Source organism: Rhizobium sp. 21-4511-3d (genome assembly GCF_053522545.1).
Genome location: NZ_JBNWCF010000001.1, coordinates 938,883 through 952,780, shown reverse-complemented (window position 1 = coordinate 952,780; position 13,898 = coordinate 938,883). Strand labels below are relative to the sequence as shown.

Genomic DNA, 13,898 nt, shown 5'->3' with positions numbered 1-13,898 from the left:
TGCCTATGAGAACGGCGCATTTTGCCAAAATGCCGAATTTTGCCGCATTTATTGTCTGCGACACTTGACCGTCTTGGCATTTGCGACTGTGATAGAACCACTCGCGCCGGGAGGGTGTCGAGAATTGGGGGGAAGGTTTTCTTCGGCCGTCTCCTCCACAAAGAACATAAGACAACAGATAAAAGGTTGGGAAAAATGAAGATTAAGCTCCTGTCCGCCGCCGTCGGCGCAGCAGTTTTCGCTCTTGGCGCCCATGCGGCCTCGGCAACCACTCTTGAAGACGTAAAGGCAAAGGGTTTCGTTCAGTGCGGCGTCAACTCGGGCCTGCTCGGCTTCGCGCAGCCTGACGCTTCCGGCAACTGGGCCGGCTTCGACGTTGATTTCTGCAAGGCCGTCGCTTCCGCCGTCTTCGGCGACCCGACCAAGGTCAAGTACACGCCCCTCTCTGCAAAGGACCGCTTCCCGGCCCTGCAGTCGGGCGAAGTCGACGTTCTCTCGCGTAACACCACCTGGACGATCAACCGCGACACCGCTCTCGGCTTCAACTTCCGTCCGGTCACCTACTACGACGGTCAGGGCTTCATGGTTCGCAAGAGCCTGAACGTGAAGTCGGCTCTCGAACTCTCCGGCGCTGCTGTCTGCGTACAGTCCGGCACCACCACCGAGCTGAACCTCGCCGACTACTTCAAGGCCAACAACCTTCAGTACAACCCGGTCGTTTTCGAAAAGCTCGAAGAAGTCAACGCTGCTTACGACTCCGGCCGTTGCGACGTCTACACGACCGACCAGTCCGGCCTCTACTCGCTGCGTCTGACGCTGAAGAATCCCGACGAGCACATGATCCTTCCGGAGATCATCTCCAAGGAGCCGCTCGGCCCGGCCGTTCGCCAGGGTGACGACCAGTGGTTCGACATCGTGTCCTGGACGGCTTACGCGCTCGTGAATGCTGAAGAGTTCGGCATCACCCAGGCCAACGTCGACGAGATGAAGAACTCGCCGAACCCGGATATCAAGCGCTTCCTCGGCACCGAAGCCGATACCAAGATCGGTACCGACCTCGGCCTGACCAACGAGTGGGCCTATAACGTCATCAAGGGCGTCGGCAATTACAGCGAAGTCTTCGAGCGCAACGTCGGTCAGGGCAGCCCGCTGAAGATCGCACGCGGCCTCAACGCTCTCTGGAACAAGGGCGGCATCCAGTACGCACCGCCGGTTCGCTAAGCTTTTGACATGAATGCCGGAAAGGCGGGAAACCGCCTTTCCATCTTACAAGAAAAAAAGCCCAAAAACGGGCACATAGGGGATTAGGCTCGGCATGACGCAAGAGGCTGTGCACACGACACCTTTGCCGGAGAGCCGCTGGACGCTCCAGTCGGCACTTTACGACCCCAGGTTAAGGGGCATCTTTTTCCAGGTTCTGACCGTAGTTCTGCTCGTTGGTTTCATAGCGTGGGTCGCTCACAATACGGCGATCAACCTGCAACGCAGCAACACGGCATCTGGCTTCGCATTTCTCAATGGGCGAGCAGGCTTCGAAATCGGCCAGTCGCTGATCTCCTATTCGAGCGATTCGACCTACGGCCGGGCGCTCGTCGTCGGCATCCTGAACACCATTCTCGTTGCCATCACCGGCATCATCACCGCGACGATCATCGGCTTCATCGTCGGCATTGGACGCCTGTCGCATAACTGGCTGATCGCCAAGCTTTGCACCGTCTATGTCGAGGTGTTCCGCAACATCCCGCCGCTGCTCGTCATCTTCTTCTGGTACTCCGGCGTTCTCGCCGTGCTGCCGCAGCCGCGCGAATCCCTGCACCTGCCCTTCAGCATGTTCCTGAACAACCGCGGCCTCGCCTTCCCGAAGCCGATGTTCGAGGCGGGCATGTGGGTGGTGCTGGCCGCCCTCGTCATCGGCATCATCGCGACCGTGATCACGGCGCGCTGGGCGCACAAGCGTCAGGCCGCGACCGGCAAGCAGTTTCACACGATCTGGGTATCAATCGCGCTGATCGCCGGCCTGCCGATCCTCGCCTTTCTGGTGACCGGCCTGCCGATCTCCTTCGACGTGCCGGTGGCCGGCAAGTTCAACCTGACCGGCGGTTCCGTCGTCGGCCCGGAATTCATGTCGCTGTTTTTGGCATTGTCCTTCTACACCGCAGCCTTCATCGCCGAGATCGTGCGTGCCGGTATCCGCGGTGTGCCGAAGGGCCAGTCGGAGGCAGCCGGTGCACTCGGCCTGCATCCGTCCTCGGTCACCCGCCTCGTCGTCGTGCCGCAGGCCTTCCGCATCATCATTCCGCCGCTCACCAGCCAGTATCTGAACCTGACCAAGAATTCGTCGCTGGCAATCGCCGTCGGCTTCTCGGATCTCGTTGCCGTCGGAGGGACGACGCTCAACCAGACCGGCCAGTCGATCGAGGTCGTCGTCGTCTGGATCGTCGTCTATCTCGGGCTCAGCGTGCTCACCTCGCTGTTCATGAACTGGTTCAACGCCAAGATGGCACTGGTGGAGAGATAAGATGTCCGGCTCGAACATTTCTTTCGTCCGCAATGCCATGCTGGAGCCAGAACCGGCTCCCGCAAGCCAGCGCGGCGCAATCGCCTGGATCAGGCGCAACCTGCTCGCGACACCGAAGGACATCGTGCTGACGGTGATTGCGATCGCAGCACTCGCCTGGGTGCTGCCACACATGATCAACTGGCTGTTCATCCAGGCCGTCTGGACCGGCACCGACCGCACCTTCTGCGCCACGACCGTCCAGGGCGGCACGCAGCCTGATGGATGGAGCGGCGCCTGCTGGGCCTTCGTCAACGCCAAGCTCGATCAGTTCGTCTATGGCCGCTATACGCTCGACGAACGCTGGCGCCCGACGCTGGTGTTCATCATGTTCGCAGCGCTGCTGACGCCGATGCTGATCCCGTCGATGCCGCGCAAAGGTCTGAACGCGCTGCTGCTGTTCGTTGCCTTGCCGCTCGTGTCGATCTGGCTGCTTTACGGCGGCTTCGGTCTCGAGATCGTCGAGACGCCGCTCTGGGGTGGCCTGCTGGTGACACTCGTGGTCTCCTTCGTCGGTATCGCCGTGTCGCTGCCCTTCGGCATCATCCTGGCGCTCGGACGTCGCTCGCAGATGCCGGTCGTCAAGATGGTCTGCGTCATCTTCATCGAGGTCATCCGTGGCATTCCGCTGATCACCGTCCTGTTCATGGCGAGCGTCATGCTACCGCTGTTCCTGCCGCAGGGCTGGAATGTCGACAAGCTGATCCGCGCCGTCATCGGCGTATCGATCTTCGCGTCCGCCTATATGGCCGAAGTCATCCGCGGCGGCCTGCAGGCCATTCCGAAGGGTCAATATGAGGGCGCCGCTTCGCTCGGCCTCGGCTATTGGCAGAAGATGCGGCTGATCATTTTGCCGCAGGCGATCAAGCTCGTCATCCCTGGCATCGTCAACACGTTCATTGGTATGTTCAAGGATACGTCGCTGGTGTCGATCATCAGCATGTTCGACCTGCTCGGCATCGTTCGCCTGAACTTCTCGGACGGCAACTGGGCCTCTGCAGTCACACCATTGACAGGATTGATCTTTGCTGGCTTCGTCTTCTGGATTTTCTGCTTCGGCATGTCGCGCTATTCGGTGTTCATGGAACGCCATCTCGACACCGGCCACAAACGATAAGAATTGAGGGTAACAACTATGGCTGAAGCTAAAAAGCTCACCGTCTCCGCGACCGAGGTCGCCGTCGAAATCACCAACATGAACAAGTGGTATGGCGACTTCCACGTTCTGCGCGACATCAACCTGAAGGTCATGAAGGGCGAGCGCATCGTCATCGCCGGCCCGTCGGGCTCCGGCAAGTCGACGATGATCCGCTGCATCAACCGTCTGGAAGAGCACCAGAAGGGCCAGATCGTCGTCGATGGCACCGAGCTGACCAACGACCTGAAGAAGATCGACGAAGTGCGCCGCGAAGTCGGCATGGTGTTCCAGCACTTCAACCTCTTCCCGCATTTGACGATCCTGGAAAACTGCACGCTGGCACCGATCTGGGTGCGCAAGATGCCGAAGAAGCAGGCCGAGGAAGTCGCCATGCACTTCCTCAAGCGCGTCAAGATCCCGGAACAGGCCAACAAGTATCCGGGCCAGCTCTCCGGCGGTCAGCAGCAGCGCGTGGCAATTGCCCGCTCGCTGTGCATGAACCCCAAGATCATGCTGTTCGATGAGCCGACCTCGGCTCTCGACCCTGAAATGATCAAGGAAGTGCTCGACACCATGGTCGGTCTCGCCGAAGAAGGCATGACCATGCTCTGCGTCACCCACGAAATGGGCTTCGCCCGCCAGGTCGCCAACCGCGTCATCTTCATGGACCAGGGCCAGATCGTCGAACAGAATTCGCCCGCCGAATTCTTCGACAATCCCCAGCACGAGCGCACCAAGCTCTTCCTCAGCCAGATCCTGCACTGAGGCTCAGCCAATTCCAGGAAAAGCCGCCGGATCGATCCGGCGGCTTTTTTTGTTTGAGCGGGATATCCGTCAGCGGGATGCCAGCGTGCGCAGCATCTTGCAGAGACCGGCGAGACCCGAGTCATAGCCGCCCGCTGCCACGTCGCGGCAGCGCACCAGCATCTTCTTCTGGTCGCTCGGATCCATCCTGCTGAACTCGCGGGCCACGGCACCGGGCGTGATATTGGCACCATTGCCGTTGCTGCCGGTCGCGCTGCTGCCGATCCCGAGACCGAGGGTGGCGCCGACGCTGTTGCCGACGTCTGCACCGACATTGGCGTTGATGCCGCTGCGGCCACCGACGGAAGCAGTGACATCGGCATCGAGCAGCTGGCTGCCGCCTGCCGTTGCACCCACCTTGGCATTGACGCCGTTGCTGCCGCCGGCAGAGACATCTGCATTGATGTCGGCGAGCTTGCTGCTGCTCAGCGCATTGGCGCCGACCTTGGCCTTGACGCCGTCGCTGCCGCCGACCGTTGCGTCGACATCGGCATCGACGAGGCCTTTCGAGCCGCCGACCGTGGCATTCGTATTGGCGTTGATGCCCTTCGAACCGCCGACGGATGCTCCGACATTGGCGCCGAGGCCGCCGGAGCTGCCTGACGACACGCCGACGCTGGCATTCACACCATTGCTGCCGCCGATCGAGATATCAAGCGCGTGAGCAGCGCCGAGCGGCATGACAAAAATCGAGCAGGCGGTTGCGAGAACGGCAAGCCGGGTCCTGGAATAAGCGTAAGTCATTGTACTCCTCCGTTTTCCAAATGCCGGATTTGACCGGCAGCCGAAAATCGAGGGAACGCGCGAACCATCGATCGAGTGGACCCGGCCATTGCAGCCAAGCCCATGGACAGCGAACGTAAGAATATTAGAATTGTTTCACGCAACCAAACCTCTAGGTTAGCGCGAAGAAAAGATCGAAGCCGGCCGCTCCGAAACGGGACACTTTCTCGTCATCAGCGGCCTGTTTGCGAATCGGCGCGCTTCCGGGCCATAGAAAAAAGACTGCGAAATCCTAGTTCTAAGATGCAGCCTTGCCGTTGATGGAGCACTCCGATGAAACTTGCCCTTGCCTCAGTTCTGATCGCTGCAGCGCTGCTCTCCGGATGCAATACCGCGGGCGGCGATATCTCCGGCCCCGGCCTGGCGCCGATCCCGGGAAGCATCACCTACAACGGCCAGCCGCGCACGAAGCTGACGAAGTCGCCGATCGGCTCCTACTTCCCGCATACATTCGTTGATGCCCGCGGCCGCGAGGTCGAGGAAACCTATATCATCCGCCCGGATCGCAGCCTAATGATCGCCAACCGCGTCTACCGGCCGATCTTCCGCTGGAACGATTGATCCGCCCACATGGAGCGGCTTGCAGCTGCCATCATTGCTCTGACCGCCTGGACTGGCCTTGCCATCCAGCTCGATGCCAGTATCGCGGTGTCCGGTTCGGCAACTGAAGCCATATGGGTGATGGTGCGTTACTTCACGATCCTCACCAATCTCGCCGTCGCGCTTGTCATGACGGCCGCAGCCTTCGATCTCAAACGGATCGCCACGCCGCTCGCTCTCGGCGGTGTCACGACGAGCATCATCCTTGTCGGCGTGGTGTTTGCGCTGCTGCTGCGCGGCATGGTGGAGCTCAGCGGCGGGGCGGCCGTGGCCGATGCCCTCAATCACCGCGTCACGCCGCTGCTGATGACCGTCTATTGGCTGATTGCGGTGCGCAAGCGCGCCCTGCCCTCCGCCGCCCCGCTGCTTTGGACACTGCCGCCGCTCGTCTATTTTCCCTATGCGATGATCCGCGGGCGGATCGAGGGGATCTATGCCTACCCCTTCCTCGATATCCACAGCATCGGCTGGGGCGGCGTGCTCCTCCACGCGCTGGCGATGGGTGCCGGCCTGCTGCTGCTCGGCTACGCCATGTTGGCGGTCAACCGGCAGGCGCACCGCGCGCTCAAGATCCCCTGCTGGAACAAATAAGCGTGAAAGCCATTCTCCTTTCCACGAGAAGAGGAGTAGAGACAATGACATACGATCCGAACAACCTGAATGATCCGAATCGCCCGCTCAACCCGACGAATGGTCCGGACTTCCGCACCACGCCCGTCGGCGCCCGCAAATCCAGCTCCTGGGTCGGCTGGGTCGCAGCCATCGCGGTGATCGCCGTTGCCGCCTTCGCCTATATGGAATGGAACGGCACGCCCGATACAGACCCGCAGACGACGGCTTCGACCAAGAGCGAACCGGCAGCTCCGGCTCCCGCACCGGTAACGCCGATGGCCCCGGCCGACAACAATGCCGCCCCTGCCCCGGCAACCCCGCCGGCACCGGGTGGTGGCGCCACGCAGCAGTAATCTGACCGAAGGCCCGGTGTTCGCGCCGGGCCTTTCTCCTTCATGCGCGGCAGCCCGTTAAGCTTACCCGCTAACCCTGATGAAAAGAACGCATTGCCCGCCCGCCCGGCCGGGTCTATCGAATGCCTCACGCCCCTTGTAGCTCAACCGCCAGAGCAGCTGCGTTGTCAGCAGCCGATCCAGGTTCAACTCCTCGGCAGGGGCACCATTCTTCCGCAAGATGCTATCAACGACTGGCGAGCTGCCAGCTCTGCTACCCTGGTCTCATAGCTACAGACTGGCTAGGCACTGGCTTTGCGAAGAACTGATATGTTTGAAGCGCTGTATGGGGCCTGGAGTGGCACCTGAAATCAAATGGCGACCCCTGCAGAACCGCGATAAAACGGAAATTTCCAAGCGAAAACAATAAAACTATTGGCTGGTGTGGGGAAATTTGGTGCAATTGATTCCATTGTGGAATTTTAGCCCGCCCCCTCACCTGCTAAGCTATTCTCATGCCCTACCAACCCCTCTACCACTGGCGCCGGACGAAGCTCGACGAGAGAGACATACCCACCGATAACGACTGGTCAGGGTATGACGGAGAGGTGTGTATCGGGAGGATACAGCGGCAGACCAACGGGCCGATGAAAGACCAGTGGCTTTGGACTGGGGGAACGATTCGCCGAGCACCGAAGAGGCTACTGCCCCATAGCGCATATGTCGGGGAAGGCCGGGAGGCTATGCGGGCGGTTGAGGAATGGTACCACCGGCAGCTTGAGCTGAATGGCATCGAACGTCCGAGCGATTGACTGACCGACCACTGCACCGATATTCCGGCAACCCTTATGACCCGCCTGCCCTGCTCTTCATGTCCGACAACTCGCGCTCGAGTCGTTGCTGGTTCGTCTTCAAATCCATGATGACATCGCGGGCGCCATAGACGCTGCCAGAGGCTTCCTTGCTCTCGTTGATCTGCCGCTGCTGATCGGCGAAGCGCTGGTCGTAGGCCGCGAATACCCGATCCAGTTCGGCCCGCGGGACCTGGGCGTCTCTTAAGTCCTTGACGCTCGCTTCGGTGCGGGCGCGGTCTTCAGCGCTCCGCTGCGTGCGCCAGACGAGCTCGTCCTGCGTAACCATCTTGTCCGCGATGATCGCGATCGAGGACTTCAGGTCGCTCGTGGCGTCTCGGATCGGCCAATAGACCAGACCGCCAACGATGGTGCAGAACGACAGGGCGACGGCAATGGCTTGCCACTGGGGCTTATTCCGCTCGGCTATGTTCGTGGCGAGGGCGGCTACAGAAGTTCGCATCTCGCTGGAAAGAGATGCGACAGCCGATTCCATCTGCTTGAAGCCAGACCGCATCTCCGATTCCAGATCGGACTGCCGGCGGCCGAGATTGGTTACCCGCTCGCCGAGCTGGGCAGTCATCGCATCCTGGTAATGCCGATTTGCGTCACCGTTGTTGTTCATATCATCCGCCATCTACCCGCTGCCCTGCCTTTCAAATGCATTCGATGCTTAGCGGTTTCCCGCATATTTCTGCTTTGCCTGCTTGCCCCAGGCATCGCAGTCGGCCGCGAGCTGGTCTCGATTGTCGGCGGTGATCTCCCACCGGCTCTGCGTCCAGCGCACCTTCTCGCCGACCTTCGGGATTACCCGCTCGACCTTCGCCGTGCAGGCGTCCGGCAGATCGGGGAAATCGAAGTGTGCCTGCGTCTGGCCGGTGGTGACGGCAGCCTCGTTGAGCTGAGCGTCGAGCGTCTGGCACCCCTTGGCGCTGGCGAGCAGCAGGACGATGGGAATGAGGATCAGTGTCTTGACTGCCATTGGATGTCCTCCTCAGTCCACACCGCGCCGTCAGGGCTCGTGTCCGCCTTGATGCGGGCTTCGAGGTCAGCCTTTGCTTTATCGCGAGCCGTTGCGGCTGCCAGCGCTCGCTTGTCGGCATCGGCTCGGAGTTGGTCCGCTGTCTCGCGATCCTTGCGCTCCTTGTCGAGCTGCGCCAGCGCGGCAGTCAGGCGAAAGCTGGCGACCATGTCTTTCGTCGCGGCGGCTACTTCGCTCTGAACTCGGCCGTTGATGACCTGGCCGAACAGCGGCAGACGCAGGCCCTCGTAGGTGAAGAACATGACCACAGTCGCCAGGATCATGCCGATGATGATGGCGGCCGGGATCTTGATGACGTCCGAGAGGTTGCCGAACATCACTTCAGCCCCGAGACGCAGATTTCAGCCTCGCCTATGCGCTGGGCGTCACCCATTTCCCGGCGCTTGACGAGACCACCGACAACCAGGCCGCCTGCCCTGTTCCATGCCGTCTGAGCTTCGCACGCTTCCTTGTACCGGCCTTGAACGGCAAGCCGCGCCGCGGTTGAGTTGACCATGCCGTTGACGCCGAAGTTATAGGCGCCGGATACCTGTGACGCCTGCACCGAAACCGGGAAGGACTTGAAGCCCTTGATGCGCCTCGTCAGCGGCAGGTAATAGTCAGCATAGACGCGTTTCTCGAGAATGGCTTCGCACTCTTCCTTGGTGAAGCTCATAGCGGCGGTGACGGGCTTGCCGTTGATCTGTGTCTCGCCGTAGCAGATATCGTAGATCTTGGCGAACGGGTCCCAGTGCGCCTTCAGGACGAGGCCTTCCCATGGCTTGATGAGGCTGTCGGTCGCGAGAATGACTGCGGGAGGCGTGCCATCCTCAGAGAAAAGCGCGCCGCCGATCAGGGTGGCGGCCAGCATCGCCCCGGCGATTGCAGCCTTGCCACGCTTCGTCGCGACGATTTTATTCATCGGCATTGCTTTGACCTTTCGAGAGAGATGACTGGGCGACGAACCGGGCAATGAAGGCTGCAGCAACCGTCAGGCCCGAGAGGACGGCGAAGAGCCGCGGCGGAATATCGACGTACCCGTCCATCAGCGGCAGGGCGACTTCCAAGCCAGAGAGCAGGCCTGCAATAAGCATCAGCCGGACACTCCACGCGCGCAAAAACACCCGGCGCCAGTCGGGGATGAACATTGGATTTCTCCGTTGTTTGGGGGTGTGGTTAGTGCTCTCTATTGCGATGCGACCGGCTTGGGCCTAGAAAGCAAGAAGCTACGGGCTTCTAGGGATTAAATGAATGGACGACGCCGCCCCAAAAGTCAGCGATAGCTCGACATCCACAATTCCCAAATCTGTGAACATCCCGCCGACGACTATCATCGAACACCCTATCCACGTCGCTCCAGGTTGTATTGTTATGGCCGAGAGCATTGGTAAATATTGCTTCATTAACGGCAATACTTGCATTTTCGATGGCGTGACCATCGGCAAGTTCGTCACCTTCGCCCGCAACTGCCAGATTGGCGGAGTGGAGCACCCAATACACTACGTTTCTACGAGCTTCTTTCGGATTTCGAAAAAGTGGTTTCCTGACGATCCTGTTGCTCAAGGAGCAAATGTTGTCCCAAACACGAGGCCAAAAGGCAGGAAACGATCAAACAAGATCGTTATCGGCAATGACGTGTGGTTCGGGGCATCGAGTCTGGTTTTAAAGGGTGTCACGATAGGTGACGGGGCGGTTATCGGTGCTGGCGCCGTGGTAACCAAGGACGTGCCGCCGTACGCGATCGTAGCGGGAAACCCCGCGAAGTTGATCCGCTATAGGTTTGAACCCGGCGTCATAGCCGACCTCCTGCGCCTAAGGTGGTGGGATAGAGATATGGGCACAATCTTGAATCTCCCGTTGAATGACGTTGGAAAGACCATCGATATGCTCTACGCCCAAGGCAGAATCACCCCTGCACAGCAGCAGGATCGCGATAACTTAGTTTCTCGCCTCTTGCGTGCAACTGGCGTCAAGCGATAGAGTCTCGAAGACGCCAGATACCGTTTCGTCCGCCAAGGGTGGGCCTCATCGGGCGGCAAAGATACGGAGAGACGACATTGACTGAAAAACTAGCGGAAACCCGCAAGCGCCTTTACCAAGCCCTTACGGACTTTGAGCATTCTATAAAGTTTGGCGACGAGCATATGCGGGAACACCGCGGATCCGCCGAGCCGAGAGACGCGGCAGCCGATTTGGCAGACATCATTATCGAGTTAATAAAGCCCGAACGATAAGCCTGAAAAATCAAACGATGTACCCCTCAAAATAAGTTCGAGTGGCGTCGCCTGATATTGTCTTGTCGCCTGTACCGGCTAGGTTTACCCAGATCTCGAAAGCGTCTGATCCGTTTGACTCCAGTATCGTGTCTACAGAAAGCGAATGGCCAGCCGTGCCGCTCGGTCTCATCGTGAACTCTGCAGCCGTCGATCCATTCTTCGCAACTCGGATAATAAATTGGGCGGCATCCACGGCACCGGCAGAAACATAAGCTTGTCCGTGCAATCGATACCGCCCGGCCGGCGGAACCCAGCGACCGTTGACGAGATCAAATCCGTCGATTGTGTCGAAAACTTTTGCGGCCCATGTCAACTTGGTGCTGACGGCTGACGTCACGACTTGATCCGCAGCGTTCTTGTTCGCCTTGAAGCTGGGGCGCGCACCAAAGACCGCCGGATCGACAGCGAGACCCGATGCCCGTCCAGTCCAGACTTCCGAAGGCGTGGCAAACCTTGAAAACAGGGGCACGCTCGACGGAAGGAACGAGCTTGCCCGAATAACACCGCTCCGTTCTCCCCACTCATATCCAGCGAGTGTCTGGTGGGTGCCATCGACAGTCAAAGCAACGCCGCCAGGAGCCTTCCATTTTCCTGAGTTGCGGGAACTTTCGAAGACATCAGCGATGTCGAAATACCCCGTGACACCAGCGATGCCAGCCCTGATTGCGTCGTTAAATGCGGTTCTCGCAGCGTTGGTCGCATCCACCGTCTGATTTTCTACCGTGACCCATCCATCAGACGAAGTGCTGACTGGTTCAACGGTCGCTAGCCAGATTTCCTTTCCTGCAAAGTAGCCAATGATGGTATTCAGTGTTGCGAGCGCGGTCGCGGCACTGACCCCCGCCGTCAGGCTGTTGATGCCTAAGTGAATCACGACGACATCGCAGTATTGCGCGAGCGCCAAGGTCTGTGTGTGAGAAGCTACAAACTCTGACAGATTTATCCCACCCCTAGAGACGTCGATGTAGCCGCAAACAGGCGCGACCGCGCGAGCAATGTGTCCCATCGCTGACAGATAATTTGGAGTATCGAACCCAGACGCGCTCTCGCGGCTGTCCCCGCAAATATAAACAGCGGGCTTGTCCGACATGGCAACTACCGCGCACGGGCCGTAGACTGCGTTGTTGCCGTTGTTAACTCCACCACCAGTCATCGTCTTGTCGGTGATCCCAGATGGTCCAAACTCAGCGCCTTCACCACGAGCCGCGTCTTCTGTAACTGAGAATACAATACCGACCGCGCTAGTCGCGTAAGCGTGAACGAAGAATTCTGCGCCTGCTGGAATATCAACCGTGATCGTGTCCGAAAGGCTTGAAGTGGCAAGATCCGCGATGACTGTAGACGCTGACCCGCTCCACTTCACCTGACTGAAGACTCCGCGAGGATACTCGATCGAAGCCGTCACGGTAAGATTCCCCCCTGATCCAGCGACGGAGTTGCCGTCGTGATACCAGTTGGGGAACTGAACGCGCGGGCCATTTAGACGTGCCTTCGCAAAATACCGCGTCCACGAGTAAATCTGCTTGTTGGTAGTATTGTTGAAGTTCGGAATTACGCAACGAGTTGCCGCTTGGCGCAAACGCGCCCCATGAAGCCTCTCGCCAAGCTCCGCTCCAAATGAATCGACGCCGTTAACGACAACCTTACCTGGCCCAAAGAAATCACCGACCGGAGCAGACGTGGTAACAAAAGACATCCCATTAGCCAAAAAGCAGGGGCGCCCGAAAGCATCGACCGCAGTCAATGCTGTGGTGTCGTTGGCCACCCCATTGCCCACGGCGCCAAACATCTGAGGCGTGACAACATCTACGCTCAGTGCCCACCAGGCGCCATCTGCGCTCTGCTTGTGCCAGGCCTTCACAGGAGACGGGGTTGCGATACGCACCTTGCGGTGCGCGCCGCCATCGCCGGGAGCGTAATATCCCGCAGTCTGGATCTGATTGACCGCGGCAGGAATAGAGGCCGCAACGAACAGCGCTTCAGTGTCGTAATCGACGATACCGGTGGAAAGCTTATCGAGTGAAACGGCCCCTGGAGCGAGCTTCGGATTGGTGACCGTACCATCTTGAAGCTTGGCCGTAGACACCGAATTGTCAGCGATGCCGGGAACGAACAAGTCCCAATATGCATCTTCAGCAGGCGGGTGGTTCTGGCTCGGGAGAATGGCGATCCAGATTGCGCCATTGTAGCTGACAACATCGCCCCGCCGATAGATCGGCTCGTCGTCCCATGGCCCGCGCCAAGGAACGCGACCAAAGAGCGTCTGGCTGGTGACCTGTTCCCACGCCGCGCCGACAGGATTGTATTCCTTCAGGATGGCCGGATCGCTGTTCTTGTCGAGCCACAGCATGGACGTATCGACAGGCGGGACGGTGCCATCCACCATATTGTCGAGGAACCCGATAGAGCGGAGCGCCGCCACAGTCTGCTCCGACCAGCGGGTCGCGAAGCCATTGCCGTTCGTCAGGGTCTTGCTCGGGCCACGGATGAAGAACGTCCAATCCTGGCTGTCATCGTATTCGGTTGCCAATGGCTTGCTCCATAGAAAAAGCCGTCCTTCTCAGGGCGGCTCGGTTATTCAGGTTTTCTGTCTTCAGGTGCCCATCACACGATGATGGGGCGGTGGGGTGTTTAAAGCTGCCGAATCTTTTGACGAAGATCAGCTAGGCTGATAAATTCTCCACATCGAAACGCCGCCACGCTGGCCATCCGGGCTTCGATCATTTCCTTGGGTCTCAAGCTGAGACTTCAGCGGAATTACCTTTGATCGAACATAGGAGAATGCCATGAGCATCCGTAAACACCGTGGCGCTATCGCTTTCGAAATTTTCCTGCTGAAGCACAACCCAATGCTTGGCGAACACGTTCGCGACGCCAGGGTAATTCGATCGAGCAACGATTGGCTGGAAGTCGAGAGGGCGCGA

Annotated in this window: 15 protein-coding genes and 1 tRNA gene; 9 read left to right on the top strand and 7 right to left on the bottom strand. The window is 59.3% G+C overall.

All coding sequences use genetic code 11. From position 1 onward, the window contains the following. The first annotated feature begins 195 nt into the window (after positions 1-195). The 4 genes from ACQZ5H_RS05205 (at position 196) to ACQZ5H_RS05190 (ending at position 4,460) form a co-directional block, all read left to right on the top strand. A complete protein-coding gene (locus ACQZ5H_RS05205) occupies positions 196-1,221 on the top strand; it encodes an amino acid ABC transporter substrate-binding protein (protein WP_112711693.1) in 1,026 nt (341 codons plus the stop codon). Between the two features lie 94 nt (positions 1,222-1,315). Further along, complete coding sequence (locus ACQZ5H_RS05200) at positions 1,316-2,518, top strand: amino acid ABC transporter permease (RefSeq protein ID WP_449096923.1); 1,203 nt, start codon at positions 1,316-1,318, stop codon at positions 2,516-2,518. 1 nt (position 2,519) lies between these two features. Further along, positions 2,520-3,674 carry an amino acid ABC transporter permease gene (locus tag ACQZ5H_RS05195; RefSeq protein ID WP_112711689.1) on the top strand — a complete coding sequence of 385 codons (1,155 nt, stop codon included), beginning with the start codon at positions 2,520-2,522 and terminating at the stop codon, positions 3,672-3,674. An 18-nt stretch (positions 3,675-3,692) separates the two neighbouring features. After that, on the top strand, positions 3,693-4,460 hold the full coding sequence (locus tag ACQZ5H_RS05190; protein WP_112711687.1) for an amino acid ABC transporter ATP-binding protein: 768 nt from the start codon (positions 3,693-3,695) through the stop codon (positions 4,458-4,460). Positions 4,461-4,529: 69 nt separating this feature from the next. Here ACQZ5H_RS05190 and ACQZ5H_RS05185 read toward each other — a convergent pair whose 3' ends face one another. After that, entirely contained in the window at positions 4,530-5,243 is a 714-nt protein-coding gene (locus ACQZ5H_RS05185) for a hypothetical protein (protein WP_449096922.1), read from the bottom strand. 312 nt (positions 5,244-5,555) lie between these two features. Between ACQZ5H_RS05185 and ACQZ5H_RS05180 the strand changes: the two genes are divergently transcribed. The 4 genes from ACQZ5H_RS05180 to ACQZ5H_RS05165 all read left to right on the top strand — a co-directional run bounded on the left by ACQZ5H_RS05180 (position 5,556) and on the right by ACQZ5H_RS05165 (position 7,055). Next, positions 5,556-5,843 carry a hypothetical protein gene (locus tag ACQZ5H_RS05180; protein WP_449096921.1) on the top strand — a complete coding sequence of 96 codons (288 nt, stop codon included), beginning with the start codon at positions 5,556-5,558 and terminating at the stop codon, positions 5,841-5,843. A gap of 9 nt (positions 5,844-5,852) precedes the next feature. Beyond that, the gene (locus tag ACQZ5H_RS05175) at positions 5,853-6,473 is read left to right on the top strand and encodes a Pr6Pr family membrane protein (protein ID WP_449096920.1); all 621 of its coding nucleotides are present in this window, start codon (positions 5,853-5,855) and stop codon (positions 6,471-6,473) included. A gap of 44 nt (positions 6,474-6,517) precedes the next feature. Next, entirely contained in the window at positions 6,518-6,847 is a 330-nt protein-coding gene (locus ACQZ5H_RS05170) for a hypothetical protein (protein WP_130278406.1), read from the top strand. Positions 6,848-6,978: 131 nt separating this feature from the next. Next, positions 6,979-7,055: transfer RNA gene (locus tag ACQZ5H_RS05165), tRNA-Thr, on the top strand. Positions 7,056-7,672: 617 nt separating this feature from the next. Here ACQZ5H_RS05165 and ACQZ5H_RS05160 read toward each other — a convergent pair. From ACQZ5H_RS05160 to ACQZ5H_RS05140, 5 genes are read right to left on the bottom strand one after another with little or no spacing between them, the layout of a single operon-like run. Beyond that, a complete protein-coding gene (locus ACQZ5H_RS05160; protein ID WP_449096919.1) occupies positions 7,673-8,302 on the bottom strand; it encodes a hypothetical protein in 630 nt (209 codons plus the stop codon). Between the two features lie 48 nt (positions 8,303-8,350). Next, on the bottom strand, positions 8,351-8,659 hold the full coding sequence (locus ACQZ5H_RS05155) for a hypothetical protein (RefSeq protein ID WP_449096918.1): 309 nt from the start codon (positions 8,657-8,659) through the stop codon (positions 8,351-8,353). After that, positions 8,641-9,036 carry a hypothetical protein gene (locus tag ACQZ5H_RS05150; protein ID WP_449096917.1) on the bottom strand — a complete coding sequence of 132 codons (396 nt, stop codon included), beginning with the start codon at positions 9,034-9,036 and terminating at the stop codon, positions 8,641-8,643. The genes ACQZ5H_RS05155 and ACQZ5H_RS05150 overlap by 19 nt, the downstream gene beginning before the upstream one ends. Then, positions 9,036-9,626, bottom strand: coding sequence for a lysozyme (locus ACQZ5H_RS05145; RefSeq protein ID WP_449096916.1), 591 nt, complete (start codon positions 9,624-9,626; stop codon positions 9,036-9,038). Before ACQZ5H_RS05145 ends, ACQZ5H_RS05150 begins: the two co-directional genes overlap by 1 nt. After that, positions 9,613-9,846 carry a DUF7940 domain-containing protein gene (locus ACQZ5H_RS05140; protein ID WP_449096915.1) on the bottom strand — a complete coding sequence of 78 codons (234 nt, stop codon included), beginning with the start codon at positions 9,844-9,846 and terminating at the stop codon, positions 9,613-9,615. Before ACQZ5H_RS05140 ends, ACQZ5H_RS05145 begins: the two co-directional genes overlap by 14 nt. A 103-nt stretch (positions 9,847-9,949) precedes the next feature. Here ACQZ5H_RS05140 and ACQZ5H_RS05135 point away from each other — a divergent pair, with 103 nt between their 5' ends. Continuing rightward, a complete protein-coding gene (locus ACQZ5H_RS05135) occupies positions 9,950-10,678 on the top strand; it encodes a CatB-related O-acetyltransferase (protein WP_449096914.1) in 729 nt (242 codons plus the stop codon). A 264-nt stretch (positions 10,679-10,942) separates the two neighbouring features. On the opposite strand, the gene ACQZ5H_RS05130 is transcribed toward ACQZ5H_RS05135, so the two are convergent. After that, on the bottom strand, positions 10,943-13,504 hold the full coding sequence (locus ACQZ5H_RS05130; protein ID WP_449096913.1) for a hypothetical protein: 2,562 nt from the start codon (positions 13,502-13,504) through the stop codon (positions 10,943-10,945). Positions 13,505-13,898: the final 394 nt, after the last annotated feature.

Excerpts from the sequence above, each read along its gene's own strand:
- ACQZ5H_RS05205 (WP_112711693.1), top strand. The coding sequence starts at position 196 with ATGAAGATTAAGCTCCTGTCCGCCGCCGTCGGCGCAGCAGTTTTCGCT.
- ACQZ5H_RS05200 (WP_449096923.1), top strand. The coding sequence starts at position 1,316 with ATGACGCAAGAGGCTGTGCACACGACACCTTTGCCGGAGAGCCGCTGG.
- ACQZ5H_RS05195 (WP_112711689.1), top strand. The coding sequence starts at position 2,520 with ATGTCCGGCTCGAACATTTCTTTCGTCCGCAATGCCATGCTGGAGCCA.
- ACQZ5H_RS05190 (WP_112711687.1), top strand. The coding sequence starts at position 3,693 with ATGGCTGAAGCTAAAAAGCTCACCGTCTCCGCGACCGAGGTCGCCGTC.
- ACQZ5H_RS05185 (WP_449096922.1), bottom strand. The coding sequence starts at position 5,243 with ATGACTTACGCTTATTCCAGGACCCGGCTTGCCGTTCTCGCAACCGCC.
- ACQZ5H_RS05180 (WP_449096921.1), top strand. The coding sequence starts at position 5,556 with ATGAAACTTGCCCTTGCCTCAGTTCTGATCGCTGCAGCGCTGCTCTCC.
- ACQZ5H_RS05175 (WP_449096920.1), top strand. The coding sequence starts at position 5,853 with ATGGAGCGGCTTGCAGCTGCCATCATTGCTCTGACCGCCTGGACTGGC.
- ACQZ5H_RS05170 (WP_130278406.1), top strand. The coding sequence starts at position 6,518 with ATGACATACGATCCGAACAACCTGAATGATCCGAATCGCCCGCTCAAC.
- ACQZ5H_RS05160 (WP_449096919.1), bottom strand. The coding sequence starts at position 8,302 with ATGAACAACAACGGTGACGCAAATCGGCATTACCAGGATGCGATGACT.
- ACQZ5H_RS05155 (WP_449096918.1), bottom strand. The coding sequence starts at position 8,659 with ATGGCAGTCAAGACACTGATCCTCATTCCCATCGTCCTGCTGCTCGCC.
- ACQZ5H_RS05150 (WP_449096917.1), bottom strand. The coding sequence starts at position 9,036 with ATGTTCGGCAACCTCTCGGACGTCATCAAGATCCCGGCCGCCATCATC.
- ACQZ5H_RS05145 (WP_449096916.1), bottom strand. The coding sequence starts at position 9,626 with ATGCCGATGAATAAAATCGTCGCGACGAAGCGTGGCAAGGCTGCAATC.
- ACQZ5H_RS05140 (WP_449096915.1), bottom strand. The coding sequence starts at position 9,846 with ATGTTCATCCCCGACTGGCGCCGGGTGTTTTTGCGCGCGTGGAGTGTC.
- ACQZ5H_RS05135 (WP_449096914.1), top strand. The coding sequence starts at position 9,950 with ATGGACGACGCCGCCCCAAAAGTCAGCGATAGCTCGACATCCACAATT.